Origin of the sequence: Rhizobium hidalgonense, from assembly GCF_005862185.2 — a bacterium.
GTDB lineage: Bacteria > Pseudomonadota > Alphaproteobacteria > Rhizobiales > Rhizobiaceae > Rhizobium > Rhizobium hidalgonense.
Map to the genome: position 1 here is coordinate 944,441 of NZ_CP054028.1, position 26,847 is coordinate 971,287.

The window sequence follows — 26,847 nt, forward strand, 5'->3', positions numbered from 1 at the left end:
GACCAGCCGACCCTGGATTTCGAACTCGCCGATCAAACCCGGAAGGCTGTCCGCTGCATCGATAGGAGCATCATAAGGTCGGGTGAATGGGATCGGCTGTTTGACCAATCCAACCGTAAAGATCGAGCCGGTCAGTCACTCCCCCACGCTTCGCGGACGACCGCTGTGCGGGCCTAAAACGGTTGTTGAGGAACAGTACCGGTACTCGAAAGCGGGCATCGACAGCGACCGCGCAACAAACGCGTGCTAAGTCCGACGTGCCGTTGCGTCAAGCTCGGATCGCACCGTCCTCTAACGCCAGCAGATCACGCGTACGGATGGGATCCCCCGAAAGGCGATGCTTGCTCACTTCAGGCGAAAGAGAAGGGGCCAACGGACGGCCCCGATCTCCTTGTCGTCACAGCGCCTGAGCCTTGGCTTTTCAGGCGCGCTTGAGGGCTGGTTCCAGGCCAACGGCGGCAGCTAGTCCACCGATGTCCTTGATCTCGGTGTATTCGTAATAAGGATTGGCGGGCTCATGGCCGCGGTTGACCCAGACCTTGCTCTTGATGCCCAGGTCATAGGCGGTCATCAGGTCGTAGCGGAAGGATGAGGACACGTGAGTAATGTCTTCCGGTCCGCAGCCGAGCTTGTCGAGCATGTATTCGAAGCCCTTCATCAGAGGTTTGTATGCCCCGACTTCTTCTGCCGTGATTACCATATGGACGGGTGCGCCCAACTTTTCCACGTTCGACATAATCAGGCTGTTCATGGAGTTCGACAGGATGACCAGCGGAATTTCCTTGGCCACTTTGGACAGGCCAGCCGGGACGTCCGGGTGCGGACCCCAGGTTGGCACCTCGTCATAGATGCGTTGCGCGTCTTCGGGTTTGAACGGGATACCGATACGTTTGCAGCTGCGTTCGATTGAATTGTGTACCACTTCGACGAACGGTTTCCATGGGCCTAGCACCTCGTCAAGCCGATAGCCCCTGAAAGCCTCAACGAAGGCTGCCATCGCTTCAGGGGAGAGGCGCTCGCTGTAGACGCGCCGCGCTGCGCCGGCCATGTCGAAATTGGTGAGGGTGCCGTAGCAATCGAAGGTCACGTACTTCGGCCGAAATTGAGTCATCGCGTGTATTCCTTCCAATTTTCATGGCACGGTGTGCCTGTCCAGGTCGTTTTGGCGGGCATGCCGCCTGTCTAAGAGGTCGCGGTCCCGACGGACCCAATGCGGACGCGGCAGGTACCTTTGCGAATCTGGTCATTTCTTGCCTTTTTAGATACCGGGCCAATCCACCAAAGCGGATCAATCCGACTTGTTCGCTGCATTTCGACCAGTGGGAGCACACTGGCATACCTTTGAGGCGATATCAACTGATTGTCCAACAATTTTTTGGATTTCCATCCTCGAGCGCTCAGTCGACGTGTATACGTCGCTACTCCAAGCCGTCACTGCCAGCCAACCATGTTATTGATTTTGTTAGCTTTCGCGCATTTTTGCCCTGCAATCATCAAAAAGCTATGGCTGACCAGATTCCATCACTGAAATAAATTGTTGTACAAAAATTGAAGTATGAGATACTGAGGTCATCGAACTTCAGGATATAAATGAGTTATGGGTCACAAGCATCAGTACGGGCCAGCCCGCGTCCCTGAGCTTTCCGAGGCGTGCCATTCCGTGGGCGCTGCGGAAGCCGAACGAATCGCCGAGCGGGTATATGGCACGCGCGGCTCGGCAACGCGCTTTGAAACAGAAAAGGACGATACGTTCCTCCTCGACTGCGCCGCCCAGGGGAAATTTGTATTGAAGATCGCTCATCCTTCTGAGCGGATCGAGGAACTCGATTTCCAGGTGTCGCTGATGCGCCATTTGGAGAAGCGAGCCCCTGATCTACCAATCCCCCGCACATTTGGCGATGTCGACGGGGCGGATTTGCCAATCGTCACTACGAGCGGCGGCGAACGGCGAGTCGTCCGCCTTATAACCTTCCTTGCCGGCACCCCGCTCGACCGAACATCTTGCACAGCCCCGCAGCGTGAACGGATCGGAGAAATCCTGGCAAAGATGCGTCGTTCCATGGCCGATTTCTCGCACCCCGCAGACGGCCGGACGGTGGCATGGGACGTCACCCATCTGCTCGACCTCACCGATCTATTGAGCTTCATCCCTGAGGGCGACAAGCGGGCCTGGACCGTCCGTGCGCTCGAGCGGTTTGCCGAAATCAAGCCGAAGCTCGATCTGTGCCGGCGGCAAGTGCTCCACAACGACTTCAATACGTCGAACCTGGTCGTCGATCACTCTAGTCCGCAGTTTCTGACCGGCGTCATCGACTTCGGCGATGCGGTCCGTACCGCAATCGCCGTCGATGTCTCCACGGCGTTGATGAACCAGATGCCAAAAACATTCGACCAAGGGAACCGGCGTGACCTGTTCGACGAAGCGCGCGACGTTCTGCGCGGTTATCTCCGCCATGCCGAACTGACGGATGAGGAGCTCCAGCTCATTCCCTTTCTGTCGATGGGCCGGCTTGCGGTTCGTGCGCTGCTGACATGCTGGCGCGCAGAGATCTTCCCCGAGAATAGCCGCTATATCCTACGCAACACCGAAGCCGGCTGGGCCCACCTCGAGTGGTTTCACTCGATTTCGACCGCACAGATTTCCGATCTTCTGACACGATAGGAACCGCAATGTCCAAACAAGCGACTACCCTGCCCAAGGGCTTCCGTGGCGACATGCCAAATGGCTTCAACCCTCAGGACACGTCTCATCTTACAAGTGAAGATCTCGAGCATGTCGCCAGGCGGCAAAGGCTGCTCGGGCCTGCTTATCGGCTCTTCTACAAGTCCCCGGTTGAGATCTCCCGTGCGAAGGGCGTCTTCCTCTATGACAAGCACGGCAACGAATATCTCGATGCCTACAACAACGTGGTGTCGCTGGGGCACTCTCATCCGCGGGTCGTTGAGGCGATCCAGAAGCAACTCGAGGTACTCTGTACCCACACGCGTTACATGCAGGAGCCGCTGCTGGACTATGCCGAAGCCCTGATCAATACGTTCGGTGGCGAACTCGGCCGAACCGGATGCGCGATGTTCACATGCACGGGCTCGGAAGCCAACGATCTCGCCTTGCGGATCGCGCGTTACCACACACGCAAGACAGGCGTCATCGTCACGGCGGAAGCCTATCACGGCAACAGCGGCGCGGTGGCGGCAATCTCGCCGTCGCTCGGCAAAAAGTCGGCTCTGGATCCCTATCTTCGCACTGTCGCCGCGCCGGATTCCTATCGACTGCCCGTCGAGGAAATCGGCCGGCGGATGGCGGAGGATGTCGCGCGGCAGATCGCTGACATTGAGCAGCATGGCGGCGGCCTAGCGGCATTCATCGCCGACTCCGTCTTCTCCTCCGATGGTCTCTATGTCGATCCGACGGACATATTGGCGCCGGTGGCGGAAGTGGTGCGCAAGGCGGGCGGCCTGTTCATTGCCGACGAGGTGCAATCCGGATTCGGGCGGACCGGCACCCATCTTTGGGGCCACAGCCGTCACAAGGTCAATCCGGACATCGTCACAATGGGCAAACCTATGGGCAACGGCTATCCCGTTGCCGGCGTGGTGCTGCGGCCCGAACTCGTTGCCGAATTCGGATCCAGCATGCGCTACTTCAATACGTTTGGCGGCAACTCCGTCGCTATCGCCGCAGCAAGAGCCGTGCTCGATACGATCCTCGAGGAGGGCCTGTTGGACAATGCCGCCAAGGTCGGCGGCGAAATCCTCGACGGCCTCCGGAACCTGCAGAAAAAATACGAATTTGTCGGCGATGTCCGCGGGGCCGGCCTCTATTTCGCCGTCGAACTCGTTACGGACAGAGACCGGAAAACGCCGGACATGGACCGTGCGCTTGCGGCGGTCAATGCCCTGCGCGACCGGCGCATCCTCATTTCCGCGACGGGAGCGGACGCACATATCCTGAAGATCAGGCCCCCGCTCATCTTCACATCGGCCAACGCGGCGCGTCTGCTCGAGGGCGTCGATGAGGCGCTTCGGTCCGTGGAGATCTAGGACCCGCCAGCATGCGGCGAGGAAGGTACAATATCATCTCCCTTGCCCAGCGCCGCCGCATGTGGCGTAGGTATACGACATAAACAACGAGCAAAGCCAAAGCCATGCCGCCGCTGCCCGCCAAGAACCAAGCCGAAGATCCAGAGATGAACGTCGAGCCCTTGCCCGCTAGCGCGGTGGAAATCCTGGTGCACGCCTTGCGACGGCGCATCTTGTCGGGGGACTTCCGACCGGGCGAGTTCCTACGCGACGTGAAGATGTGCGAAGAGCATTCGACCTCGCGGCACACATTCCGTACAGCAGCCCAGGTGCTCGTCACGCAAGGACTGTTACGTCAGATACCGAACCGGGGCTTTGTGGTGCCAGAATTCGGGCCAGACGATATTGTCGATATCACGCGCGTGCGCGGCGCCATCGAGGGCGAGGCCATTCGTCTGATCGTGCTGACCGGCGTTATCCCATCGCAGGCGCTGGAGGCGATCGATGTTATGCACAGGTCGACTCTGTCCTCCGACAGATCCCTGTTGGTTGCTGCGGACCGCGACTTCCACCGCGCCATCATCGCCTCCAGCGGTAGCGCTCGGCTCAAGCGGACCTATTCGGACCTTGAGGGCGAGATCGAGCTTCTTCTCGCACAGCGGCAGGATTTCTACTCCACCGCTGAAGAAATGGCGGAAGAACACGAGCGGCTCATCAACAGCTTGAGGAGCCGTCACTACGATACGGCGCGGGATGCATTCCAGGAGCATTGGGAAGATCTCCAGATCAAACTGCTCGATCAACGCTGACCAGCGCTCCCCGGGGATGTGACGCTTCGGAAAAGACCACCTCGATCCGATCGACTCGCGGCATCTGCCGCGCCGCCAAAAGATGTGCCGTGCGGAAATGGTCAACCTCTCGCCAAGTCGCTGTTTGTTGCGCGTAAGAAAGCTGGAGGGGAAGGGCTATATCCAGTTTTGCGCAGATCAATATCGCAAAACTGACGCTGACGGTGTTCACCGAAATCAAGCTGAAGAATCACCGTCAACTTGACTTCGCGAGATTTATCAGCGCGATCGAGAAGGATCGATCAGCTTATCGAATGCCATTTGGTTTCGGGAGGCTACGATTACCTCGTAAAATTTGTCACCACCGGAATCGACGAGTGCCAGGCGATCATGGAGCAGCTCCTCGATTTGGAGATCCGCATTGACAAGTACTTCACCTTCGTCGTCTCGAAATCGCCCCTGATCAAAGTGCATTTGCCGCTTGCAATGTCGCCGCGTCGCACTTCGGATTTTCACGTCAGCCAATAGCTTGGCTCGCAAGGCAGAAAGTTTGAACGGCCGGTGTTTCACATCGACCCGCCGCGCCGCGAACCATCGCAACGACGCTGCCCTCCTTAGGCAGTCCCCAGTCCGCGAGCGGTGACGAAAGGCCGGTCTGTTCAGGGATATCGACTCTTACAATGCGACCTTCCTTGCCCGATAGGATGAAGGCAAGCAGGTCCCTCGCCTGTTCCGAGTTTTCAGCAACGACGGGCCCGACGACTTCACCCTTTCCGAACAACCGCGTCGCCGCAAATGCGACGATATGATCACCTTTCCGGATGGCGGCAAAACGCCCCTCATTCGCCAGGGCGTTGTATATCGCGTCACGGTCGGCCCCGAATGCCGTACGATCGAGCGCTTTGATTGCCGGCAGCGCGTCAGGCCCGATCCACTCAACATTGTCAGGAGCACCGACCTGACCGGCAATGCCTTGATGACGGAGGATTTGGTGCGTCGCGACGAAGCCGAGTTTTTCATATAGAGGCAAGCCGTCATTCGTCGCCGTCAATCGGCATTCACGCTCACCAGCGAGTTCCAACGCGGCGGTGGTCAATTTTCTTCCCACCCCCCGTCCACGTTGGCTTTCATCGACAATAATCATGTTAATGGCAGAGCAAGTGTCGCCGAAGGGAGTCATGAGGGCGGTACCCACAACCCGGTCGCCGGCGAGCGCAACGCGTCCTTCGCTCAGAGACCGTATCATTTCCCAGTCTTCCCTCCTGTGCGCCCAACCCGCTGCACGCGACAGCGCGAGGGCTCCGCCCACATGATGAGCCTCGAAAGGCGCAAGAACGATCGATTCCGTTTGCATGAGTTCATCCATTCGTGAGTCTCCTGCTCATCAGTGATAACGGCGAAGGTCTATGAAGCCGTGACGGAGAATCGAGTCTCCTGGCCGTACCGGAGACACGTATACACACGCCTAGTAAAGAGCGACGGATAAACCGCCCATCGATTTCAAGTCTCGCCGGCCGAAACGGCTTGCCTGCCGCCTCGCCCTGTCCCGCCTGCAAATGCGAAGATGCACGTTAAAACGGCATCGTTTGCTCGAATGATCAGGTGACGGTGACGAAAATCTTCCGCACGGTCTCGATTGTCTTCCAGACCCCGACGTAGCCCGGCTTCATCACGAAGCTGTCGCCCGCGCGATAGATGACCGGATCCTTGCCCTTTTCCGTCAGTTCGATCACGCCATCTACAAGATGGCAGAATTCAAATGTTTCGCCCTTGATGGAGTGCGTTTCACCGGGCGTCGCCTCGAAAACACCGGTATTGACCTTGCCGTCCTTGGCGGTGTCCTGCAGCCACGTCTTGAAGGCGGGGCTGCCCGCAATCAGGCGCTCCGGCTCGGCAGTTCTATGTTTCGGCTCGAAGGATGGATTCGGATCGATGGTTTTCAGTAGGGACATTTATCTCTCCTATTCTTGCTGCAGTCACCCGCGGCATTGTTCCGTGGTTGGAGCCTGCCTGACGTCGGCACATGATTGCTATTGGCAAGCGGCCTTGCTCGCGACGACCTACCAGGTGACAGCGATGTACTTCGTTTCGAGGTATTCGAGCATGCCGTGATGACTGCCTTCGCGCCCGAGGCCACTCTGCTTCATGCCGCCGAACGGCGCCGCAGCGTCGGAAACGACACCGCGGTTAATCCCGACCATGCCGCTTTCCAGCCTGCCGGCGACCGCAAGCACACGCTTGAGGTCTCGGCTGAAGATATAGGATACAAGCCCGTATTCGGTGTCGTTGGCCAGATCGACGACCTCGTCCTCGGTGTCAAACACGATCACTGGCGCAACCGGACCGAAGATTTCTTCGCGAAGTATCTCGGCGTCCGGAGAGACATTGGCGAGAACTGTTGGCAAATAATAGAATCCCTCGCCGCTCAACCTGCTTCCGCCTGTCACCAGCTGGGCTCCCTTGGCGATCGCGTCGTCCACCAGGCGCTCCACCTTGGTCACCGCAGCATCGGTGATCAGTGGGCCAAGCTGCGTCTCCGGTGCCAGTCCTGGCCCGACGTTGAGCGCTGCCATCTCCTCCGCGAAGCGCCGAATGAAGTCAGCAGAAATTCCTCTTTGAACGTAGAAGCGGTTTGCGGCCGTACAAGCCTCACCGCCGTTGCGCATCTTTGCGACCATTGCGCCTGCGACCGCCGTTTCGAGGTCGGCATCGTCGAATACGATGAAAGGCGCGTTGCCGCCCAATTCCATTGAACAGCTAACGACCTGGTCCGCGGCCTCGCGCAACAGTATTCTCCCAACGCCGGTCGAGCCGGTGAACGACAGCTTCCGCACCCGCTTGTCATGCAGCATTGCACTGACCACAGGACCGGCTTTTTTCGTGGGAACGATGTTGACCACTCCGGCAGGAACACCTGCCTGCCGCATCAGTTCTCCAATGGCGAGCGCCGTCAGAGGCGTCTCGGCTGCCGGCTTCAGGATGCAAGTGCAGCCTGCTGCCAATGCCGGGGCGATTTTTCGAGTCGCCATCGCTGCCGGGAAATTCCAAGGCGTTACCAATACGGCGATACCAATCGGCTCATGGCTGACGATGATCTGGTTTGCGCCGGAAGGTGATGATCCAAATTCACCGGGAGCCCTCACAGCCTCCTCGGCATACCAACGGAAAAACTCGGCCGCGTAGGCGACTTCCGATCTCGCGTCGGGAAGCGCCTTGCCGTTTTCCACCGTGATCAGCTGCGCCAGCCACTCAGCTTGTTCAAGAAGAAGGTGAAAACACCTCATCAGAACGTCTGCGCGCTGGCGCGGCGGAGTTGCTTTCCAGGACGCAGCTGCTTTTTCCGCCGCATCGACGGCGGCCATTGCATCCTGAATGTCGCCGTCACAAACCGTGGCAATTGCGTCTGCCGCCGAAGGATCGATCACATCAAAGGTTCGGCCACTCTTTGACGAAACCCATTCGCCGCCAATAAAGAGTTGGGTCGGAGCGTTGCATGCCACTGCAGCCACCTGCGAAGGGGCGGCATGGCTTGTTTCAAGTGTCGGAGTTGTTTTCACGTTCAGCACCATTTCGCTACCAATCGGGATCATCGTGCGATCAATATACAATTGGTTTGGTGATTGGTGTCAATATAGATCAAATTGGTTTCGCATATTATTTTCGATCTTCTGAAACCGCGGTCCAGCTGCGGTGAGAAAAAGCAGCTCTAAACGGCGGCACTCTCTCATAGCTAAAGGGAGAACGCCTGCGAAAGGAGTTTCCTTGGTCGACGTGAATAAGCGTCACGCGGGCCTTTCGGAAACGCCCGCTCGCCAGTGATGAGCCAATTCTCGGCTCCCGTTTGATGCAACTGCCTCAAACGACGTGACGCTAGTCGGTGGTCAACGGCGAGGTCCGCTGCTCAGGACCCGTCCCCATAAACAGCAAATCGTTTAAGATTCAGAAGTGGCCAGCTTCTTTCGTCGGATAGGGCAGTCTTGGAACGAGTGCGCACATTGCCCTGTTTGACCCGCCGGGGTCTTCATATCCGACTTTCGGTAACCTCGCGCACTGCTGCGATAGCCTCGTCAACGGCGACGCGATCGACGTCGAGATGGGTGACCCAGCGCATCCGCCCACCGGGCCAAAAACTTGCTGCGATCCCACGATCACGCAGTGCCTCGGATAGCCGGGTCGCCAGTTCGGGCGCGAGCTCAACGAACACCATGTTGGACTGCGGCGGCTTAACCGTCAGTCCTTTGATTTCTGACAATCCATCGGCGAGAGCCTTGGCGTTGGCATGATCCTCGGCCAGACGTTGGACATGGTGGTCGAGAGCATGCAGTCCCGCCGCTGCAACTATTCCCGCCTGCCGCATCCCCCCGCCGAGCATCTTGCGCCACCGGCGTGCTCGGCCGATCAACCTGACATCCCCGACCAGCACTGATCCGAGCGGCGTCCCAAGCCCCTTTGAGAGGCACACCGACACACTATCAAAACCCTCAGCCAAACAAGCGACATCTACGCCGAGCGCCACGGCCGCGTTGAATATCCGCGCACCATCAAGATGAGTGGCGAGCTTCCGATCCCGTGCAAACTGGACGACCTCGTCCAGATGACCTCGCGGCAGTACCCGCCCCACGAACGTATTCTCGATCGTTACAAGTCGTGTAATCGCAAAATGCGGATCGTCCGCCTTGACGGCCGCGTGAAGGTCGTCGATGCGGATCGTCCCATCAGCCCGGACCGGCAAAGGCTGCGGCTGAACCGAGCCGAGCACGGCGGCGCCTCCAGCTTCCCACAGATAGGTATGGGCTTCATTTCCGCAGAGATATTCCTCTCCGCGCTGGCAGTGGCTCATGATCGCGGCCAGATTGGCCATGGTACCGGTCGGCAGCAGCAGTCCCGCTTCTTTGCCGAACATCTCGGCAACGCGCGTCTCGAGCGCTTTAACCGTGAAATCATCGCCCAACACATCGTCGCCCACCTCTGCGGCCGCCATCGCCGCGCGCATTTGCGCGGTTGGGCGGGTGACCGTATCGGAGCGGAAGTCCAGGCGGATAGCATTAGTTTGCATGATCGAGACCCTATCAGTTTGGCTGTATCGGCCATACTAACGAAAGCATAGGCTCGGACTATCGATATAAATTGACGGATTATGGTGATAGAAGATCACCAATCATGCGATCTGGCCGCGTCGAGTTATGGCGTCATATCGGCACTGCAACTGCCTTTGACCACCACCTGCAACAACGATCTTTGGCTCGATCTCTCGCGGCCCGTCTGCGAGCGGCTGCCGCCCTGTGACGTCACATATGCTGCTCATCGCCCTCACAGCGTGTGGCTGCAGTCTTCGATGGAATTAACGCTTCGGGAGAGCGCCCGCCTCGACTGACCTGCGTACTTCGAGATGGAAATTGATATGATTTCAAACACACCGGTGATAGTTTGTCACCAATGAAACGTTCGGACATTCCATCTCTCGATGATCTGCGTGCCTTTGAGGTCGTTGCGCGCCTGGGTTCCGTGCGTGCGGCCGCGGCTGAGTTAAATTTGACGCACGGTGCTGTCAGCCGGCGCGTTTCGAAACTTTCCGAACACCTCGACATTCGTTTGCTGGAAGTTGATGGGCGTGGCGTAAGGCTGACGGGAGAGGGTTCACGGCTCGCGCAGGCGACGACGGACGCTTTGTCGCTCGTTTCAGCGGCCCTGGAGGATATCCGCAAAGTCAACCTGTCACCGCCGATCGTCGTTTCATGCGAACGATCCGTCGCCATGCGATGGTTGATCCCGCGCCTCTCGGAATTTCAGGATCGCCATCCCGAAATCGACTTTCATCTTTCTGTCGGTGGTGGGGGTTTCGATTTCGCGCGCGACCGTATCACCCTTGCGATCCGCAGGCTGGATTTCGCGATCGATGCGGATTGGCAGATCGAACGGTTGATCGAGGAGGAAGTCGGTCCCGTCATGCACCCTTCCATGACGGATCGGTTTGCTGCCGGCGGTTATGTCGCGCTTGCTGCAAAGACCCGGCCGGATGGATGGCAGAAGTGGTCCACCGCCAATCCGGACGCGCCGAAGCCGCGTTCGACGCGCTTTCTTGACCATCACTTCTTGATGGTTGAGGCCGCAGCCAGCGGTCTTGGTGTGGCCATGTGCCCAAAGATTATTGCCATTGACGATATCCGCAAAGGCCGCCTGACCGCACCACTCGGCTTTCACCCTGATGGTTCTCATTACGGCGTTATTCGTTCCGCGCTGGCGAGAAGGACGGCTGGAATCGATCAATTCGTGTCTTGGCTCCTCGCCACCATCCAAGAAGATTTCTATGCTGCGTCATGAGAGCAGCTATGGAGGTGGGTCGGTTCGCCTGGATTCGTCAGAGCTGTCAGGCTCCGGGGGATCGGGTAGGTTAAGAGGCGAGGTCAAAGGCCTCTCCCATGACGGCTCTCCTTTTGGGGGGCCAAACTTTCTCAAGGCGACGCGCAGACGTGCTCGTTCGGGTAGACTCCTGGCAATGGCAGCGTGGCGTATGAGGCGCAGGCGCCACACATTCTGAGCTAGGGGGACCGTCTCCACTGCAGCGTGAACGGCCCCAATGCAGACCTATGGCCGCCGAATCGGCGGTCGGGTTGCTGAGGCCTCGGCGGCAACGAGCCGACCAGCATCAACTTTCAAAGAACGTGCCGGCACTTCGTTCTTCGGCGCGCGCAAATGCCAGCGTGGCAATAGCGGTATCCTGAACACCGGTCCCCGTGAGATCGGCTATGGTGATGTCCGACGCACTTTTGCGGCCCGGTCTGGCGCCCGCAACGACCTGACCTAGTTCCGGAAAATCAGCATCACTTGCGACGAGACCTGCGTTGATGGCATGGCGCAATTCACCAAGTCTTCGCGTTTGCTTGAGGCTGTCAGCCACGTAAACATCTGCCGCTTTGATAGCGATGGGGTCGATCTCGTTCTTATGTTCTGCGTCCGAACCCATGGCGGTCAGGTGCTGTCCGGGTTCGAGCCACGAGGCATCGACAATCGGTCGGTCGGCAGGTGTCGTCGTGACGACGATCTGTGACCCGGCGATCGCGCTTCGCGGATCCTCAAATGCGGAAATGGAAAGATTTTGTCTTGCTCCGAGCTGCTCAACAAGCGCTTGCGCCCGCCGATAATCACGCGCCCAAACGCGGATCTCTCGAATAGGTCTCACCAGCATGAGGGCTTCGAGTTGCAGCCTGGCCTGAACGCCCGCTCCGAAGACCGTTGCGATCGACGCGTCCTTCCGTGCCAGATGGTTTGCCGCGACAGCGCCAGCGGCCGCTGTGCGAACGTCGGTGAGGTAGCCATTGTCAAGCAAGAGAGCTTCCACCAAGCCGGTTTTGCTCGACAGCAAGACCATCAGACCATTAGTGCTCGGAAGCCCGATCTTCGGATTATCAAAGAAACCAGGGCTGACCTTGATAGCAAAGCTGCTCAAACCATGAATATAAGCCGTCTTCACATCGACTTCGCCCCTGCTGTGGGGCACGTCGAGGCGCAAAATCGGCGGCATCTGAACCGCGTTTTCCAGGGCCAATGCGCGGAAGGCGTTTTCAACGCAATCCACCGCATCCATGTCGAGCGGAACGATGGTTCGAAGCTCTGACTCGGTCAATATCCTTATTTTTGGCATCAGCCTCCCTCATCAATTGTGTCAAGGCCGCTGGCCACCTTCATGTGCAACGCCATGTCAATGTTACCGCCTGAAAGAATGGCGACGATCGGGCCTTCAACCTGCGCCAGTTTACCTGAGAGCAGCGCAGCAATGCCGACTGCCCCAGCACCCTCAATTATCTCACGCTCACACGCATAGGCGTGACGTATGCCAGTGGCTATCTCGCGCTCGCCGACGAGCACCACGTCGTCGAGGAGGGTTTTGCACATCGGGTACGTCCAGGCATTGGCCAAACCGATGCCGCCGCCGAGCGAATCGGCGAAACTTCGATGTTCTTCGACCTGGACCGGGTGCCCCGCGTCGATGCTAGCCTTCATCGCCGCTCCCCTTTCCATAGTTATACCGATTACCTTGGCATCCGGGCGCACCGTCTTGACCGCCGCCGCGACACCTGCTGCCAAACCGCCTCCGGATAGGGGAACAAGAACCGCGGCGACGTCAGGCATCGCCTCGACGATTTCAAGTCCGACGGTGCCCTGGCCGGCGATGATCCAGGAGTGATCAAAGGGGGGGATCATGCTGAGGCCCTCCTCCGCGACGAGACGATCAACCTCAACCTGCGCTTCATCTTGGGATGACCCGACGATCCGGACGCGAGCGCCGAGCCGGCGGATTTCGGACACCTTGTTTTCCGGCACGAGGTGCGACATGCAAATGGTCGCTCGAGAGCCAATCGCGCCGGCGGCATAGGACAGAGCGCGTCCGTGATTGCCGGTGGAAGCCGCAACAACGCCTCTATCCCGCTCGGATTGGGTGAGCTGCAACACGGCATTGGTTGCTCCACGAAGCTTGAAGCTTCCGGTCAACTGGCGATGCTCCAGCTTCAGGCTGACCTGCGTCCCGGCCAGTTCGGACAGTGCCGCCGACATGACGATAGGCGTGATGCGGATGTGCTTGCTGATGCGCTCGCGCGCCTGCTCGATCGTTTCCAGACTAATCATGTCTGTTCACCTTAGCTCCGGCCTCTGCCAGTTGTTGTCTGCTGCGCATAGCGCCAACGCAGGGGCTTGATTGCAAGCGGACGGCACGAACCTTTTTCGGTGCCGTGGCGGACTTGCAGAAACGAGTATGGCATCTGAACCTCAGCCCTTCAGGCGTCTGAGGAGCATCTTCCTGTCGTGCCGCGCATACATCGAGTAAACGATAGGAATGAACCAGGGTTTGCCCTTGAAGAATGGCACGGCCCTCGGAGCGGCATCGAAATCGAACGCTGAACGCGATTGTTCCGGGTCACCGAGGATCTTGAACGCCGCCTTCTTGCCCAGCCATCTGGCCCATACGACACCGGAGCCGCAATAGCCGGTCGCATAGACTGTATTTCCGCGGGAGAACATGCGCGGGATCATGTCGCGGTTCATGGCGACATAGCCGAACCAGCTGTGCGTAAGACCTATTCCTGCGAGTTCGGGAAAAAGTCGCGCAAGTTCGCTTTGCAGATGTGCAATCGGAGCGGCGGAGTCTCCTTCGGTCGTGCCGTCGCGTCCGCCGAACAAGATCCGAGATCCGTCGTGCGATGGTCGATAATAGTAGCTGAGCTTACGCAGGTCGCCATACATCAGGCGTGGCGGCATCAGCCGATCTATCACCTCTCTGTCGAGCGGTTCAGTCGCGATTATCCTGCTGCGGACAGGAACAAGGCGGCGACGGAGCCACGGGTCGAAACCGTCGGTGTAGCCATCAGTGCAGACAAGAAGTTTTCTGGCGAAAACCTCTCCGCGCTGCGTTTGAATTCGCACGCCTTCGGCCTCGCTTTTCGATCCAAGGACTGCGGTATTTTCATGTATGATCGCCGACGATGAACTTACCAGATCGATCATGGCCGCAAGAAGCTTGGCCGGCTGCAGCCCACCGATGTCATTGCGCACAAGGCCTCCGACATAAAGGTCGGTTCCGATGAACTTCGGAACATCGGCCCTTTCCACCGGATATGCCTCGATGCCGAGATTCTGATGCAGAAACTCTGCCTGACGACGGAGTTCGTCGGCTTGATCAACCGTCATGGCCCCGCTGAAGGCGCCAGACAGCGAGAAATCGCATTCGATGTTCTCATCTCTGAGGAAGCGCCAGAGATCCTCTCGCGCCGCCTTACCTTCCAGGAGAATGGCTTGCGCCCTCTCCTGCCCGAACCGCCTGACCAGATCCTTGCGCCCCGGGCGGATGCTTCCGCTGGCCATGCCTCCATTGCGGCCCGATGCCGCGAGGCCAAGGGCTTGACGGTCAAACAGCTGGACATGCTTACCGGCACGGGCAAGCTCGAGGGCCGCCGACAAACCCGTGTACCCTCCTCCAACGATCGCCACGTCGCACGTCTTCTCGAGGTTCCGCGCTGGCAGGGCGGGAAATGTGCTGTCCTCCCACCAGTAGGGCGTGGACTTAATGGGATGCGCTTGAGCCTGGGCCATGAGAGCTTAAGTTCCGGATAGAGGATTTCAATTGATTTTGACTTAGTCTCGGCAAACCCAGAGCTTGCGCGTCGTTTCGATCACCCTCCAGGTTCCGACGAAACCCGGATGCATGGCGAAAGCGTCGCCGGCAACGATGCGCCGCGGCTCACAGCCATCCTCGATCAGTTCGGACACGCCCGAAAGAATGACACAGAATTCGAAAGTTTCGCCCTTGATCGAGCGGTAGGCGCCGGGCGTCGCTTCCCAGACGCCGGAGCGAACGACGCCGTCGGCCGTCTGCGCAATGTCCCAGGAAAGAAACTGCGGATTACCCTCGACAAGGCTTTCAGGCGCGGGCTGGCCCTTACGCGGTTGAGGCAGGTTGCCGCAATCGACGAAAGTGAGTTTGGACATTGGAAGACCTTTCTTGGATCTGTTTATCGGGCAAGCGAAAGGCGCCGTTCGAGGAGTTTCAAACCCGTCAAGACGACGATATTTATGGTGAGATAGAACGCTGCGGTGATGATGAAGATGTCCATGATCGCGAACGTCTCGCTCATGAGCCGCTTCGCATATCCGGTGATTTCCAGAACGGTAATCGTGGATGCGAGGCTGGATTCCTTTACGATGATCGCTGCCTCGCTACTATAGGCCGGAAGCGCCTGGCGCACCGCAAGGGGAAATTTCACCCTCCTAAAGACATGCCACGGGTGCATGCCGCAGGCTTCTGCCGCCTCGATAAGTCCTTTGGGCAGGGAGAGGAAAGCCGTGCGGAAAATCTCGGCTGTGTAGGCACCTGTGTTGAGCACCACGGCAAGGACCGCAGCGCTCAACCCGTCTCCAATCATCCACCACAGAAACGGATTCTGACGAATAAAACTCACCTGGGCCAAGCCGTAATAGATGACGAAGACCTGCACCAGCATAGGCGTGCCGCGGAAGATCGCACAGTAAGCGTCGCAAACGCGGCGCAATGCCTGGCTTCTCGAGCAGCGCGCGAGCCCGACGGCGACACCAAAGGGAAGCCCAATACCGACGCCGAATACGGCGATCAGCAAGGTCGTCTTGGCACCTATGACAAGGAACGGAACGGCATACGCAATTATCCCAAGATCCATGTCAGCGTCCTCGGAAGCCGCGGTCGAGCGCACGTTCTGCGCTGGAAAACGCGGTTTGACTGACTGCGGTCATGCAGAAGAAGAGCGCCGCAGCGATACAGTAGAAAAGCAGCGGGGATCGTGTGATTCCCGCACCGATGGCAGCCGTCCTCATCAATTCCTGTAAGCCGACGACCGAGACGAGCGACGTGTCCTTGATCGTCATCTGCCAGACGTTGTTGATCCCGCCAAGCGCCAGTCGCAGTGCCAGTGGGAACGTGATGCGCATAAACGTTACACCTCTTGGCAACGCGAGCGACTGAGCGGCTTCCAGCAGACCGTAAGGCACCGCCTGAAGCGCACCCCGGATGACTTCGATCGAATAGGCGCACGAGATGACGGCAATCGCGATTACCCCGATGATATAGGGGTATGCGTTATCAGCCGAGTCCTGGTAGCCGAACGCAGCCGTAATCGCCTTCACCCACTCGATCGACCCGAAAAACAGGAGATAGATGACCAACAAGCCCGGAACGCCACGAACAAGAATGCTGTACCCGTCGACCAGTTGCGAAACGACCTTGACCTTCCGCCAGCGCATGATGGCCAAGGGCGTTGCAACCAGAAAACCGCATGTCATTCCGATCAAACCGATCGCGATCGTGACGACACTTCCTTTCAGCAGAGCGAGCGCCCAACTTTGCTCCACCATCAACACCCAAAGGTCACCCAACATGGACACAATCCCCGTGACCTGCCTTGGCCCGTGCCAAGGCAGGCTTCATGTTCGAAACGATCACTTTTTGCAGGGAATCGTGTAGTCGTCCTGGAACCAATGCATCGATGCTTCCTTGACCTTGCCATCGTTGATCATCTTGCAGAGGGCGGCATCAACCTTGGTCTTGAGCTCGGTATTGCCTTTGCGCATCCCGACTCCCATGCCATGGCCAAGGACGTCTGGGTCGTCCATGGCCATGATTTTCAGGTCGATTCTGGTGAAGTTGGCGCCGTCAGGCGTTGCGAGAAAATCCATCCATGTCGGAGAATCCGCGAAGGCGATGTCAATACGGCCGCTCGCGAGATCGGCGGTCAGCTGCGTGACGGCGTCGTATGTCTTAAGATCGGCGCCGTTCAGCCGCTTCTCAATGAACCTGGCGTAGGTCGTCCCGGTGACGACGCCGACACTCTTGCCCTGGAGAGCCTTCTCGATTTCGGCGAGGCTCTTGAGACCTGCAAGCGGGGAGTCCTTGGCGACAGCGAAATAGAGTGGTGTTGTCGCATAGGGGATGGAGTAGTCGATCTTCTTCTGACGTTCGGCGGTGATACCGAGGCCGGAAATGATGACGTCAAAGCGATCGCTGTCCATCGAAGGCACCAGCGAGCTGAATGTCTGTACGACGAATTCACACTTCAGTTTCAGCTCGGCGCAGATGCCGTTGGCGATATCGGCGTCGAAACCGGTTACCGTGCCGCTCGGATCGGCCATGCTGAACTTCGGCGCATCGCCCTCCGTCCCGATGCGCAGAACGCCGTCCTTTGCCGACGCGCCCGTCGCCAGTGCGCAGACGAGAAGGCTGGTCGTGAATGCTGACTTGATGAGATTGCTGTTGATCATGATTGTTACCCCTTATGGTTTTCGTTGTAGTGCGGTTTTCAGGCGTTGGCCGCCATCACTGTCGATAGAAACCGCTTCACCCCTTCCGTCGCGGGATTTCGAAACAATTCCTTCGGTTCGTCATCCTGCTCAAGGCGGCCGTTTTGCAGGAATATCATCCGGTTCGACACATCCCGTGCGAACCGCATTTCATGCGTGACGAGGAGGATGGTAGCCCCCGCTTCCGCCAGCGCCCTTATGACTTTCAGCACTTCGCCCACGAGTTCGGGGTCCAGTGCAGATGTCGGCTCATCGCACAGCATCAGTTTTGGTCTCATTGCCAGAACGCGCGCAATCGCGACGCGTTGTTGCTGCCCGCCCGAAAGCTGTTGCGGATAGCGGTTGCGGAAGCTCGCCATGCCGACTTTCGACAAGGCCGAGAGCGCAACCTCTTCGGCGTCTTTCTTCCCGAGTTTCAGCACCCAAACGAGTGCCTCGGTCACGTTGGACAGGACGCTCAGGTGAGGCCAGAGATTGAAGTTCTGGAACACCATGCCGATGTGTCTGCGAAGGTTCCTGATATCGCGACCGTTGACGATCTGACTACGGCCGCGCTCGTCATTGACGACGGAGACGGACTGGCCCATGCACTCGATCCGACCTGATGTAGGCGTCTCCAGAAAGTTGATACAGCGAAGTGCGGTGCTTTTTCCACATCCGGACGACCCGATCAGAGAAATGACCTCACCTTGTCTCATGTCGAAGCTGATACCATCCAGCACCTTCGTCGATCCAAACGTCTTTGTAAGTTCGTGAACCTTTAGAATTGCGTTCATGCGCAAAGCCTCAGACGAGTGCCCATTCGTTATCCCGCCACCAATCCCTGGGAGTCCAGCTCCCGCAGCACCTCGTCAACGGCAGCCCTTGCGATCGCAACCATTTCGTCGATTTCCGCTTCCGTCATCACGAGTGGTGGTGCAAAGCCCAGAATGTCTCCATGCGGCATTGCGCGCGCAATGAGGTTGCGATTTCGAGCGGCTTGGGAGATGCGCGCGCCGACTTTCAGGCCCGGATCGAACGAAGCCCGGGTACCGCGATCGGAAACGAACTCGATGGCAGCAAGCATGCCGACGCCACGAACTTCCCCGACGATCGGGTTCTGATCAAACTCTGCCTTCAACCGTTGCAAAAGATAAGCGCCTTTCGTCGCGGACTGTCCGGCCAGATTTTCACGCTCGACGATATCAAGCACTGCGTTCGCGGCCGCAGCGCCGATCGGATGACCGGAATAGGTGTAACCGTGTGAGAAGGAGCCCACACGCGGCGTCGCCTCCTCCATGACCTCGTAGACTTTCTGCGAAACGATGGCCGCCGACAGCGGCACATAGGCTGAGGTCAAGCCCTTGGCGACGGTGATCAGATCGGGATTCATACAGTAGAGATCCGAACCGAACATGGCACCGGTGCGGCCAAACCCGCAGACCACCTCGTCGGCAATCAGCAGTACGTCGTACTTCTTCAGCACAGCTTGGATTTTCGGCCAGTATCCTGCCGGCGGCGGTGTAATGCCTCCCGTTCCAAGGACCGGCTCCGCAATGAAGGCGCCGACAGTGTCCGGCCCTTCGGCGAGAATAAGCGCTTCCAATTCATCAGCGCGACGCTGTGAAAAGGCTTCTTCGGTCTCGCCAGGTATCGCGCCGCGATAGAAATGCGGCAGGCCGGTACGCAGAATCCCCGAAACCGGTAGATCCATATGATCGTGGTAAAAGCTCAAGCCCGTCATGGAACCGGAAACCACAGAACAGCCATGATAGCCACGCTCACGCGAGATGATCTTCTTCTTTTGCGCTTTCCCGCGAAGATTGTTGTAATACCAGACGATCTTCGCTTGCGTCTCGTTCGCGTCCGAACCGGACAGCCCGTAGAAGACCTTGGACATATTGCCTGGCGCCATTCGCACCAGTCGATCCGAAAGTCGTGCGAGCTCCTCGGTCGTGTGTCCGGCGTAGGAATGGTAATAGGCAAGCTTGTAGGCCTGCCGGGCGATCGCTTCGGCGACTTCGGTCCGGCCGTAGCCGACATTCACGCAGTAGAGGCCCGCAAACCCGTCCAGATATTCCCGGCCGGATGCGTCGCGGATACGAACGCCTTTTCCAGTCTCGACGATGGTAGGATCGGTCTCCCCGGCGGCGTAATTTTTAAGGTAGGTGAATGGATGCAGAACGGTCCTGCGATCCATCTCAGCTATTTCAGCAATATTGGTCATTTCTCAATTCCTCATGCAGCGAGGTCATCGTGGGCTGAACGTCTCTGTCGCCTCTGTCTTGTCTGTGAAGCGTAGAAGCACTGAGACGCTCATTTCCGACGTAGGTGTTGCTCTGACGAGGAAATCCTGCTTTTTAGGCGCGATAAATGACGAAATCCTGCGGAGTTTCCAAATGCAGCTCGATCGACTAGATGCTCGTCTTCTCAACATTGTGCAGAATCATAACAGGCACAGCAGCGAGGAGCTCGGTGCGATGGTCGGTCTTTCGGCCACTGCGGTGCAGCGGCGCCTCAAGCGGCTGCGCGAGGCCGGAGTGATTGAGGCGGAGGTTGCGGTTGTGAAACCCAAATCTGTCGGCCGACCGATCGCAATGCTTGTACTGGTCACGCTTGAGCGCGAAAGAGCCGACATCGTCGATCGGTTCAAACAATCGATCCGGCAGACGCCGGAAGTAATGAACGGCTACTATGTAACGGGAGATGCGGATTTCGTCCTCATCGTCACTGCCGAGAGCATGGAGGACTATGAGGTCTTCACCCGCAAGTTCTTCTATGAAAATCCCGATATCAAAGGCTTCAAGACAATGGTGGTCATGGACCGCGTCAAGACTGGCTTTTCAGTTCCGATCGACTTTGATCACTTTTCCTGAGGTTTCCGCAGACAGCCGCTCAGACGCGTCCACTTTGCGCAAAGATTGCCACTTCGACGTATTGCTGGGGCGAGCCGGTTTCTTCGCACGAACCACCTATCCCGCCGCGCGCTGGGGCCGGACTGGACGGGCAAGCGGTCAGCATCATGAGCAAAATGCACGGCAGATTGGTCTATTTGTCCCGTTCCGACTGAGCGATTTGCATCTGATGATATGCGCATAAATCGCTCATCGGAGGAAACCACATGAAGATCTACAATATTGCCCTAATCGGATTTGGTGGCGTCAACCGGGCTTTGGCCGAGCTCATCGCCATAAAGAATCCACTGTGGGAACGGGACCTTGGTTTCCGCCTGAACATCGTTGCGGTCAGCGATCTCCATCTGGGCTCCGTCATTTCGCCGAATGGCCTGGATGCCAAAACCCTCGTGGAGGCGAATTTCGCGAAAGGCGGTTTTGGCCGGCTCTCCGGCGGCAATGCCGAGGCCGATAACGAAGCCATCATCAAGACGGCGCCTGCCGACATCGTCGTAGAGGCGACATTTACGAACCCGATGGACGGCGAACCGGCGGTTTCGCACTGCCGCTGGGCTCTGAACTCGGGCAAGCACGTCGTCACCACGAACAAGGGGCCTGTCGCAATCGCTGCTCGGGAACTGAAGGCCCTTGCCAAGGCGAACAGCGTTCATTTCGAGTATGAGGGCTCCGTCATGAGCGGCACGCCCGTCATAAGGATGGCAGAGAAGACCCTTGCCGGCGCAGAGGTGAAAGGGTTCGAAGGGATCCTCAACGGCACGTCGAACTTCGTCCTCGGCCGCATGGAGGAGGGTCTCGACTTTGCCAGCGCCGTCGCGGAAGCGCAGGCGCTGGGCTATGCCGAAGCCGATCCGACCGCCGATGTCGAGGGTTTCGACGTTCGCCTGAAAGTCGTGATCTTAGCAAATGAGCTGCTGGGAGCAAATCTCAAGCCCGAGGATGTCTCCTGCAACGGCATCTCCAAGCTTTCTCCCTCCGACATTCAAGCAGCTGCCAAGACTGGAAGGCGTTGGAAACTGGTCGGGTCAGCAGTTCGCAATGCCGACGGGACGATAACCGGCAGTGTCGCGCCCAAACAGCTTGCCCTCGGACATCCGCTCACCGGCGTCAATGGCGCCACCAACGCGGTATCGCTGAACACAGAGCTTCTCGGCCCAGTCACAATGAGTGGCCCGGGCGCCGGTCGAGTCGAAACCGCCTACGCGCTGCTGTCCGACATCGTGGCTATACACAATGCGCAGTCGGCAAATTTCGCGAAGGAGGCCGCGTGATGCCCGGTCTCGCCTTGAAACCCGCCTCTTCCAAGGAGATCATCGTCACTAATCCGTTCGATGGAAGCTTTGTCGGCGCAATCCCAGAGACCAGTGCCGAGGCTGTGGACCTGTTACTCGAACGCGCCAGGCGCGGCGCGCAGATTGCCCGGTCGCTCCCCCGCCACCAGCGCTCTGCAATTCTCGAAAGGGCCGCAGCCACCATCGAAGAACGCAAGGAGGAGTTTGCGCTCCTGATCGTTCAGGAGGCGGGGAAGACAATTGCCCAGGCCCGCAAGGAGGCGACACGTTGTGTCAACACACTGAAGCTCTCCGCCGAAGAAGCCAAGCGCAATGCTGGCGAAGTCATTCCGTTTGATGCCTATGCTGGCTCGGAATCTCGTCAGGGCTGGTATACCCGGGCGCCGCTAGGGATCATCGCCGCGATCACGCCTTACAACGACCCGCTCAATCTCGTGGCCCACAAGCTTGGCCCCGCCGTTGCCGGCGCAAACGCGGTACTGCTGAAGCCGTCGGAGCTTACGCCTCTCTCCGCCATCAAGTTGGTAGAGGTCTTGATCGAAAGCGGCTTGCCGGAAGAGGTCATCACGGTCGCTGTCGGCGGCGCCGACCTGGGCAAGGCACTTGTCTCGGCAAAAGACGTTCGCATGATCTCCTTTACAGGGGGATTTGTCACGGGCGAGGCCATTGCGAGATCTGCAGGCATCAAGAAGCTCGCAATGGATCTCGGTGGCAATGCGCCGGTTATCGTGATGGAAAACAGCGATGTTCAGGCCGCCGTGGAAGATTGTGTGTCAGGCGCCTTCTGGGCGGCTGGCCAGAACTGCATCGGAACGCAGCGGATTCTGGTGCAACGCTCGGTCTATGAACACTTCAAGACCGAGTTCGTGGCCCAAACCGTCCGGATGAAGACCGGCGATCCGATGAACGCTGAGACTGACATGGGTCCGATGATCTCCGAACGTGCGGTGAACCGCGCCGCCGCCATGGTGGAACGAGCAATTGCTGCCGGCGCGACGCTGCTTTGCGGTCACAAGCCAGCAGGCACACTCTATCCCCCGACCGTCCTGGAAAACGTGCAGGCCACGTGCGACGTCCTGAATGAGGAAGTCTTCGCCCCGGTCGTCATGCTGCAGCCGTTCGATGAACTTGAAGAGGCAATAGAGTTGGCTAACACGCCGGAATATAGCCTCCATGCCGGGATCTTTACCAACGATCTTGCCAGTGCTCTGGAGGCCGCCAAGCGGATCGATGCCGGCGGTGTCATGATCAACCAGTCGTCCGACTATCGGTTCGACGCAATGCCGTTTGGCGGATTCAAATACGGCAGCATGGGGCGCGAAGGCGTTCGCTTTGCTTATGAGGACATGACCCAGCCGAAGGTCGTCTGCATCACGTCGCTGCAGCACTGATCGCCGGCGCCGGCGCCAATTTGAACCCATCGTCGTTTTTGGAAGTCAAGATGTTCAACGGATCCATCACTGCCCTTGTCACCCCTTTTGCCGATGGGAAAGTCGATGAGATTGCCCTCCGCAGCCTCATTGAATGGCAGATCGCCGAAGGCACGTCAGGGCTCGTCCCCTGCGGAACAACGGGGGAAAGCCCGACCCTCAGCCATGCCGAACACAAGCAAGTCGTGGAACTCGCGGTCGCGGCAGCGAACGGTCGCGTTCCGGTGATTGCTGGCGCCGGCTCCAACAGCACGGAGGAAGCGATCAGCTTCGTGCGGCACGCACAGGAGGCCGGCGCGGACGGTTTGCTGATCGTCGCGCCCTACTACAATAAACCCACCCAAGAGGGAATCTATCAGCACTTCAAGGCCATCGACGCTGAAGCTACGGCTCCGATCATTGTCTACAATATCCCGGGTCGGAGCGTGATCGATATTGAAGTCGAAACGCTTGCCCGGATTTTTAGAGATTGTCCCTACGTTAAGGGTGTCAAGGACGCGACAGGCAATCTCTTGCGCCCGTCGCTGGAGCGTATGGCCTGCGGCAATGAGTTCAATCTTCTCACCGGCGAAGACGGCACGGCGCTGGGTTACATGGCCCACGGCGGCCACGGTTGTATCTCCGTGACCGCGAACGTCGCTCCCCGGCTGTGTGCAGACTTCCAGCGGGCATGCCTGAAAGGCGACTTCGCGGCAGCACTGGCTCTTCAAGATCGACTGATGCCCCTGCATCGCGCGCTATTCCTCGAGACCAGCCCGGCTGGGGTGAAATTCGCGCTGGCGCAACTCTCGAAGATCCGCGGTGACCTCCGCCTCCCCCTCGTGGAGGTGAGCCAGCCTGTCAAAGAGGTTATCACTCATGCCATGCGCCACGCCGGAATTCTGGACTAGGGGAGCGGTGAATGGGAATTGAACGCATAGAGACCGATTTGATCGGCCCCCTCCCTATCCCCGGTGACGTTCTCTACGGTGTCCATACGCGGCGAGCCGAGCTCAACTTCACCGTTTCAGGCCTTCGCCTGAAAGACTTCCCCGAACTCATTCAGTCTATGGCTATGGTCAAGAAAGCGGCCGCGTGTGCAAACGCCGAGCTTGGCCTTCTGTCAGCGGAGAAAGCGTCGGCGATCTCAGAGGCTTGCGATGAGCTCATCGAGTTGAAATGCGTTGATGAGAACTTCCCGGTCGATATGATGCAGGGTGGCGCCGGAACGTCCACCAACATGAACGTGAATGAAGTTGTTGCGAACCTGGCGCTCTTGAAGCTCGGTGCGAATGTGGGCGACTATGACAAGCTTCATCCGAACGATGAAGTGAACTTGTCCCAGTCGACAAACGATGTCTATCCGACCGCGCTGCGTCTGACCATTCTTCGTGCTTGCGAAGGGTTGATCGAGTCCCAGGTCGGGCTGCGCGAAGCATTCCGCGCCAAGGCGAATGAATATGCGACTGTGCTGAAGGTCGGCCGCACTCAGTTGCAGGACGCCGTCCCAATGACAGTCGGGCAGGAATTTGATGCGTTCGCCGAGCTGATCGACGAAGATATCAACCAACTGCAGTCCGCTTCCGGGCTGTTGAAAGAGGTTAATCTCGGCGGATCCGCGATCGGAACTTCGATCAACGTCCCCCGCGGCTTTCCAGCCGCGGCTTGCGCCCACCTCACACAGATTTCCGGTATCCAGCTCATCCGAGCTCGAAATCTGATTGAGGCCACGTCCGACACCGGTGGCTTCGTTTCCATCTCAAGTGTCCTCAAGCGGATGGCTGTGAAGCTGACAAAGGTCTGCAATGATCTGCGGCTCTTGAGCAGTGGGCCGAGGGGCGGCTTGGGAGAAATCCGACTTCCGCCTGTACAGGCCGGTTCCTCGATCATGCCCGGCAAAGTCAACGCCGTCATTCCGGAAATGATGAACCAAATCGCATTTCAGGTTATCGGAAATGATCTTACTGTCACCCTGGCGGCAAGTGCGGGGCAGTTGCAACTCAATGCGATGGAGCCGGTAATCATCCTCAACATCCTACAGTCCATGCGGATGTTGACGCGGGGCATGGAAATTTTTAAGCAGCGGTGCGTCGCTGGCATTGAAGTTGATGTCGACCGTTGCAAGGACCTCCTCGATCAGTCTCTTGTCCTAGCGACACCGTTGGCGATGCTAATCGGCTACAGTAAGGCAGCCCAGCTTTCCAAGAAAGCCCTGACCGAAAAGCGGGGGCTGCGGCAGGTCGTGGAAGAGGAAGGCATCCTAGCCTCCGGTCAAGTTGAAGAGCTCTTTGAAGGTAGCGCGGCCTTCGCAAATTTCTGATGCGTGCATCGGCCACATAAGGGGTTGAAATGGCTGTTTTTACTGAGCTTTCTGACGAAGATCGCCAACTCATTACCGCGGCTTATGGCTTGACGTCGCTTCTGTCGGTGATTGGCATCGCGGACGGCGACTGCGAGACGACCTATCTGTTTCGGACGAGGGAAGGCGAATTCATCGTAACACTATTCGAGAACGGAGCCCAACCTTCAGATCTGGAAAGGGCCTTCGAAACTATGGAGGCGCTTTATCGACATGGCGTCCCCTGCCCGAAGCCGCTACGCACTGTCGACGGCCACGCCACGTCTCGGGCCGCAGGTCGATTGGTTGCCATCGTCAGCTTCGTACCCGGCGCCTCACCCACATTTGCAAACCCGGCAAAATGCCTCAGTCTGGGCCGCGTGATGGCTGAAATGCACACTGTCTTAGAACGAAAAGCGAAGTGCAAATCGACGGATCTTCCCACTGGCGCAATTCATGGCGCATTGGTCCAGGAGAACGTCTTTTTCCTCGGAGAAGACGTCAGCGGGGTCATCAATTTCAGGCTTCGGCACGAGGACTCGCTGGTGTCGGAGCTTGCTGATGCGCTTGTCGGTTGGGCCGGCGAGATCAATGGAGAGCTGAACAAAGAGCGGGCGCGAGCGCTGCTGCAGGGGTATCAGGGAGTCCGCAGCCTGACTGATGCGGAAAAAAAGGCGCTGCCAGGGTTCATAATGGCTTCGACATCAAGGCGATTTTCGAGCAAGAAGGAAAGAACATTACTACCGGAAATCGCCGTGTTAGCTTATCGGTCCGTAACCCCCGACATTCTAGGTTAAGCGGCCCAGCTCAATATCCATGAAATATCTTCTCGATCGAACTGACGAACAGATACTTGTCGAATTGAAGGCCAACGCCCGTATCTCGCACGCGGATTTGTCGGCGAAGGTGAACCTTTCTCGCAACGCCGTGCGGGTGCGAATCGAACGTCTCGAACGAGAAGGCTTCATCAAGGGATATACAATCCTCACCGGGGATGGAGGGAATAGCCAAAACGTCACAACCGCATTGATTTTCGTCTATCGGCACGATCGCATGCGGGGCGGCGAAGTCGTTCAGGCGCTACGAAAGATCCCAGAAGTCGTTGCTTGCGACGTTATGACCGGTGATTTCGATCTCCTCGTGCGGGTCGAGTCCCCCGAGGCCGACCGCATCCGGCAGATTTGGCAATTGATCGCCGAGATGCCCGGCGTGCGCGACACACTGACTGCGTTCGCCCTATCCTCTGTAATCCGAAGATAATCCGGTGTGATCGGTGAAAAAGGGGCAGGT

The 26,847-nt window shown here is 58.2% G+C and carries 25 protein-coding genes and 1 pseudogene; 12 read left to right on the plus strand and 14 right to left on the minus strand.

Annotation, left to right across the window (positions count from 1 at the left end; genetic code table 11):
* Positions 1-421: 421 nt before the first annotated feature.
* The gene (locus FFM81_RS25655) at positions 422-1,111 is read right to left on the minus strand and encodes a haloacid dehalogenase type II (RefSeq protein WP_138386144.1); all 690 of its coding nucleotides are present in this window, start codon (positions 1,109-1,111) and stop codon (positions 422-424) included.
* A gap of 486 nt (positions 1,112-1,597) precedes the next feature.
* Between FFM81_RS25655 and FFM81_RS25660 the strand changes: the two genes are divergently transcribed.
* The 4 genes and pseudogenes from FFM81_RS25660 to FFM81_RS25675 all read left to right on the plus strand — a co-directional run bounded on the left by FFM81_RS25660 (position 1,598) and on the right by FFM81_RS25675 (position 5,336).
* Entirely contained in the window at positions 1,598-2,662 is a 1,065-nt protein-coding gene (locus FFM81_RS25660) for a phosphotransferase (protein WP_246401242.1), read from the plus strand.
* Between the two features lie 8 nt (positions 2,663-2,670).
* Positions 2,671-4,041, plus strand: a complete 1,371-nt coding sequence (locus tag FFM81_RS25665) for an aspartate aminotransferase family protein (RefSeq protein WP_138386146.1) — start codon at positions 2,671-2,673, stop codon at positions 4,039-4,041.
* Positions 4,042-4,145: 104 nt separating this feature from the next.
* Entirely contained in the window at positions 4,146-4,829 is a 684-nt protein-coding gene (locus FFM81_RS25670; protein WP_097536543.1) for a GntR family transcriptional regulator, read from the plus strand.
* An 82-nt stretch (positions 4,830-4,911) separates the two neighbouring features.
* A pseudogene (locus tag FFM81_RS25675) lies at positions 4,912-5,336 on the plus strand (Lrp/AsnC family transcriptional regulator).
* Here the strand turns inward: FFM81_RS25675 and FFM81_RS25680 are convergent.
* The 4 genes from FFM81_RS25680 to ltaE form a co-directional block, all read right to left on the minus strand.
* On the minus strand, positions 5,326-6,162 hold the full coding sequence (locus FFM81_RS25680; protein WP_037091923.1) for a GNAT family N-acetyltransferase: 837 nt from the start codon (positions 6,160-6,162) through the stop codon (positions 5,326-5,328). The pseudogene FFM81_RS25675 and the gene FFM81_RS25680 overlap by 11 nt on opposite strands.
* Before the next feature lie 244 nt (positions 6,163-6,406).
* On the minus strand, positions 6,407-6,760 hold the full coding sequence (locus FFM81_RS25685; protein ID WP_003567761.1) for a cupin domain-containing protein: 354 nt from the start codon (positions 6,758-6,760) through the stop codon (positions 6,407-6,409).
* A gap of 108 nt (positions 6,761-6,868) precedes the next feature.
* Positions 6,869-8,377, minus strand: a complete 1,509-nt coding sequence (locus tag FFM81_RS25690; RefSeq protein ID WP_173883880.1) for an NAD-dependent succinate-semialdehyde dehydrogenase — start codon at positions 8,375-8,377, stop codon at positions 6,869-6,871.
* A gap of 452 nt (positions 8,378-8,829) precedes the next feature.
* On the minus strand, positions 8,830-9,864 hold the full coding sequence (gene ltaE, locus FFM81_RS25695; RefSeq protein WP_138386147.1) for a low-specificity L-threonine aldolase: 1,035 nt from the start codon (positions 9,862-9,864) through the stop codon (positions 8,830-8,832).
* Between the two features lie 380 nt (positions 9,865-10,244).
* On the opposite strand from ltaE, the gene FFM81_RS25700 reads away from it, so the two are divergent.
* Positions 10,245-11,129, plus strand: coding sequence for a LysR substrate-binding domain-containing protein (locus tag FFM81_RS25700; protein ID WP_173883845.1), 885 nt, complete (start codon positions 10,245-10,247; stop codon positions 11,127-11,129).
* A gap of 325 nt (positions 11,130-11,454) precedes the next feature.
* On the opposite strand, the gene FFM81_RS25705 is transcribed toward FFM81_RS25700, so the two are convergent.
* The 9 genes from FFM81_RS25705 to FFM81_RS25745 form a co-directional block, all read right to left on the minus strand.
* Complete coding sequence (locus tag FFM81_RS25705; protein ID WP_138386149.1) at positions 11,455-12,450, minus strand: cyclodeaminase; 996 nt, start codon at positions 12,448-12,450, stop codon at positions 11,455-11,457.
* Entirely contained in the window at positions 12,450-13,433 is a 984-nt protein-coding gene (gene eutB, locus FFM81_RS25710) for a hydroxyectoine utilization dehydratase EutB (protein ID WP_138386150.1), read from the minus strand. The genes FFM81_RS25705 and eutB overlap by 1 nt, the downstream gene beginning before the upstream one ends.
* Positions 13,434-13,574: 141 nt before the next feature.
* On the minus strand, positions 13,575-14,894 hold the full coding sequence (locus tag FFM81_RS25715; RefSeq protein ID WP_173883846.1) for an NAD(P)/FAD-dependent oxidoreductase: 1,320 nt from the start codon (positions 14,892-14,894) through the stop codon (positions 13,575-13,577).
* Positions 14,895-14,936: 42 nt separating this feature from the next.
* On the minus strand, positions 14,937-15,290 hold the full coding sequence (locus FFM81_RS25720; protein WP_138386151.1) for a cupin domain-containing protein: 354 nt from the start codon (positions 15,288-15,290) through the stop codon (positions 14,937-14,939).
* A gap of 23 nt (positions 15,291-15,313) precedes the next feature.
* Positions 15,314-15,994, minus strand: a complete 681-nt coding sequence (locus tag FFM81_RS25725) for an ABC transporter permease (RefSeq protein ID WP_138386152.1) — start codon at positions 15,992-15,994, stop codon at positions 15,314-15,316.
* 1 nt (position 15,995) lies between these two features.
* Entirely contained in the window at positions 15,996-16,709 is a 714-nt protein-coding gene (locus FFM81_RS25730; RefSeq protein WP_003567782.1) for an ABC transporter permease subunit, read from the minus strand.
* A 60-nt stretch (positions 16,710-16,769) separates the two neighbouring features.
* Positions 16,770-17,588: a transporter substrate-binding domain-containing protein gene (locus FFM81_RS25735; protein ID WP_138386153.1), complete on the minus strand. Its 819-nt coding sequence runs from the start codon at positions 17,586-17,588 to the stop codon at positions 16,770-16,772.
* A 38-nt stretch (positions 17,589-17,626) separates the two neighbouring features.
* On the minus strand, positions 17,627-18,403 hold the full coding sequence (locus FFM81_RS25740) for an amino acid ABC transporter ATP-binding protein (protein ID WP_003567786.1): 777 nt from the start codon (positions 18,401-18,403) through the stop codon (positions 17,627-17,629).
* A gap of 29 nt (positions 18,404-18,432) precedes the next feature.
* Positions 18,433-19,833: an aspartate aminotransferase family protein gene (locus FFM81_RS25745; protein ID WP_138386154.1), complete on the minus strand. Its 1,401-nt coding sequence runs from the start codon at positions 19,831-19,833 to the stop codon at positions 18,433-18,435.
* A 172-nt stretch (positions 19,834-20,005) separates the two neighbouring features.
* On the opposite strand from FFM81_RS25745, the gene FFM81_RS25750 reads away from it, so the two are divergent.
* The 7 genes from FFM81_RS25750 to FFM81_RS25780 all read left to right on the plus strand — a co-directional run bounded on the left by FFM81_RS25750 (position 20,006) and on the right by FFM81_RS25780 (position 26,817).
* A complete protein-coding gene (locus FFM81_RS25750) occupies positions 20,006-20,482 on the plus strand; it encodes an Lrp/AsnC family transcriptional regulator (RefSeq protein ID WP_003567790.1) in 477 nt (158 codons plus the stop codon).
* Positions 20,483-20,727: 245 nt separating this feature from the next.
* Positions 20,728-21,789: a homoserine dehydrogenase gene (locus FFM81_RS25755; RefSeq protein ID WP_003567792.1), complete on the plus strand. Its 1,062-nt coding sequence runs from the start codon at positions 20,728-20,730 to the stop codon at positions 21,787-21,789.
* Positions 21,789-23,201: an aldehyde dehydrogenase family protein gene (locus FFM81_RS25760; protein WP_138386155.1), complete on the plus strand. Its 1,413-nt coding sequence runs from the start codon at positions 21,789-21,791 to the stop codon at positions 23,199-23,201. The genes FFM81_RS25755 and FFM81_RS25760 overlap by 1 nt, the downstream gene beginning before the upstream one ends.
* Positions 23,202-23,251: 50 nt before the next feature.
* Positions 23,252-24,130: a 4-hydroxy-tetrahydrodipicolinate synthase gene (dapA, locus tag FFM81_RS25765; protein WP_138386156.1), complete on the plus strand. Its 879-nt coding sequence runs from the start codon at positions 23,252-23,254 to the stop codon at positions 24,128-24,130.
* Positions 24,131-24,141: 11 nt separating this feature from the next.
* Positions 24,142-25,539, plus strand: coding sequence for an aspartate ammonia-lyase (locus FFM81_RS25770; protein WP_025418501.1), 1,398 nt, complete (start codon positions 24,142-24,144; stop codon positions 25,537-25,539).
* A gap of 29 nt (positions 25,540-25,568) precedes the next feature.
* Positions 25,569-26,354 (plus strand): homoserine kinase, encoded by a 786-nt coding sequence (locus FFM81_RS25775; protein ID WP_138386157.1) that lies wholly within the window; start codon positions 25,569-25,571, stop codon positions 26,352-26,354.
* 19 nt (positions 26,355-26,373) lie between these two features.
* Positions 26,374-26,817 (plus strand): Lrp/AsnC family transcriptional regulator, encoded by a 444-nt coding sequence (locus tag FFM81_RS25780; protein ID WP_003567803.1) that lies wholly within the window; start codon positions 26,374-26,376, stop codon positions 26,815-26,817.
* Positions 26,818-26,847 lie beyond the last annotated feature (30 nt).

What these genes read in the sequence shown, in the direction of transcription:
- FFM81_RS25655 (WP_138386144.1), bottom strand. Translation starts at nt 1,111, where the DNA reads ATGACTCAATTTCGGCCGAAGTACGTGACCTTCGATTGCTACGGCACC.
- FFM81_RS25660 (WP_246401242.1), top strand. Translation starts at nt 1,598, where the DNA reads ATGGGTCACAAGCATCAGTACGGGCCAGCCCGCGTCCCTGAGCTTTCC.
- FFM81_RS25665 (WP_138386146.1), top strand. Translation starts at nt 2,671, where the DNA reads ATGTCCAAACAAGCGACTACCCTGCCCAAGGGCTTCCGTGGCGACATG.
- FFM81_RS25670 (WP_097536543.1), top strand. Translation starts at nt 4,146, where the DNA reads ATGCCGCCGCTGCCCGCCAAGAACCAAGCCGAAGATCCAGAGATGAAC.
- FFM81_RS25680 (WP_037091923.1), bottom strand. Translation starts at nt 6,162, where the DNA reads ATGCAAACGGAATCGATCGTTCTTGCGCCTTTCGAGGCTCATCATGTG.
- FFM81_RS25685 (WP_003567761.1), bottom strand. Translation starts at nt 6,760, where the DNA reads ATGTCCCTACTGAAAACCATCGATCCGAATCCATCCTTCGAGCCGAAA.
- FFM81_RS25690 (WP_173883880.1), bottom strand. Translation starts at nt 8,377, where the DNA reads ATGGTGCTGAACGTGAAAACAACTCCGACACTTGAAACAAGCCATGCC.
- ltaE (WP_138386147.1), bottom strand. Translation starts at nt 9,864, where the DNA reads ATGCAAACTAATGCTATCCGCCTGGACTTCCGCTCCGATACGGTCACC.
- FFM81_RS25700 (WP_173883845.1), top strand. Translation starts at nt 10,245, where the DNA reads ATGAAACGTTCGGACATTCCATCTCTCGATGATCTGCGTGCCTTTGAG.
- FFM81_RS25705 (WP_138386149.1), bottom strand. Translation starts at nt 12,450, where the DNA reads ATGCCAAAAATAAGGATATTGACCGAGTCAGAGCTTCGAACCATCGTT.
- eutB (WP_138386150.1), bottom strand. Translation starts at nt 13,433, where the DNA reads ATGATTAGTCTGGAAACGATCGAGCAGGCGCGCGAGCGCATCAGCAAG.
- FFM81_RS25715 (WP_173883846.1), bottom strand. Translation starts at nt 14,894, where the DNA reads ATGGCCCAGGCTCAAGCGCATCCCATTAAGTCCACGCCCTACTGGTGG.
- FFM81_RS25720 (WP_138386151.1), bottom strand. Translation starts at nt 15,290, where the DNA reads ATGTCCAAACTCACTTTCGTCGATTGCGGCAACCTGCCTCAACCGCGT.
- FFM81_RS25725 (WP_138386152.1), bottom strand. Translation starts at nt 15,994, where the DNA reads ATGGATCTTGGGATAATTGCGTATGCCGTTCCGTTCCTTGTCATAGGT.
- FFM81_RS25730 (WP_003567782.1), bottom strand. Translation starts at nt 16,709, where the DNA reads ATGTTGGGTGACCTTTGGGTGTTGATGGTGGAGCAAAGTTGGGCGCTC.
- FFM81_RS25735 (WP_138386153.1), bottom strand. Translation starts at nt 17,588, where the DNA reads ATGATCAACAGCAATCTCATCAAGTCAGCATTCACGACCAGCCTTCTC.
- FFM81_RS25740 (WP_003567786.1), bottom strand. Translation starts at nt 18,403, where the DNA reads ATGAACGCAATTCTAAAGGTTCACGAACTTACAAAGACGTTTGGATCG.
- FFM81_RS25745 (WP_138386154.1), bottom strand. Translation starts at nt 19,833, where the DNA reads ATGACCAATATTGCTGAAATAGCTGAGATGGATCGCAGGACCGTTCTG.
- FFM81_RS25750 (WP_003567790.1), top strand. Translation starts at nt 20,006, where the DNA reads ATGCAGCTCGATCGACTAGATGCTCGTCTTCTCAACATTGTGCAGAAT.
- FFM81_RS25755 (WP_003567792.1), top strand. Translation starts at nt 20,728, where the DNA reads ATGAAGATCTACAATATTGCCCTAATCGGATTTGGTGGCGTCAACCGG.
- FFM81_RS25760 (WP_138386155.1), top strand. Translation starts at nt 21,789, where the DNA reads ATGCCCGGTCTCGCCTTGAAACCCGCCTCTTCCAAGGAGATCATCGTC.
- dapA (WP_138386156.1), top strand. Translation starts at nt 23,252, where the DNA reads ATGTTCAACGGATCCATCACTGCCCTTGTCACCCCTTTTGCCGATGGG.
- FFM81_RS25770 (WP_025418501.1), top strand. Translation starts at nt 24,142, where the DNA reads ATGGGAATTGAACGCATAGAGACCGATTTGATCGGCCCCCTCCCTATC.
- FFM81_RS25775 (WP_138386157.1), top strand. Translation starts at nt 25,569, where the DNA reads ATGGCTGTTTTTACTGAGCTTTCTGACGAAGATCGCCAACTCATTACC.
- FFM81_RS25780 (WP_003567803.1), top strand. Translation starts at nt 26,374, where the DNA reads ATGAAATATCTTCTCGATCGAACTGACGAACAGATACTTGTCGAATTG.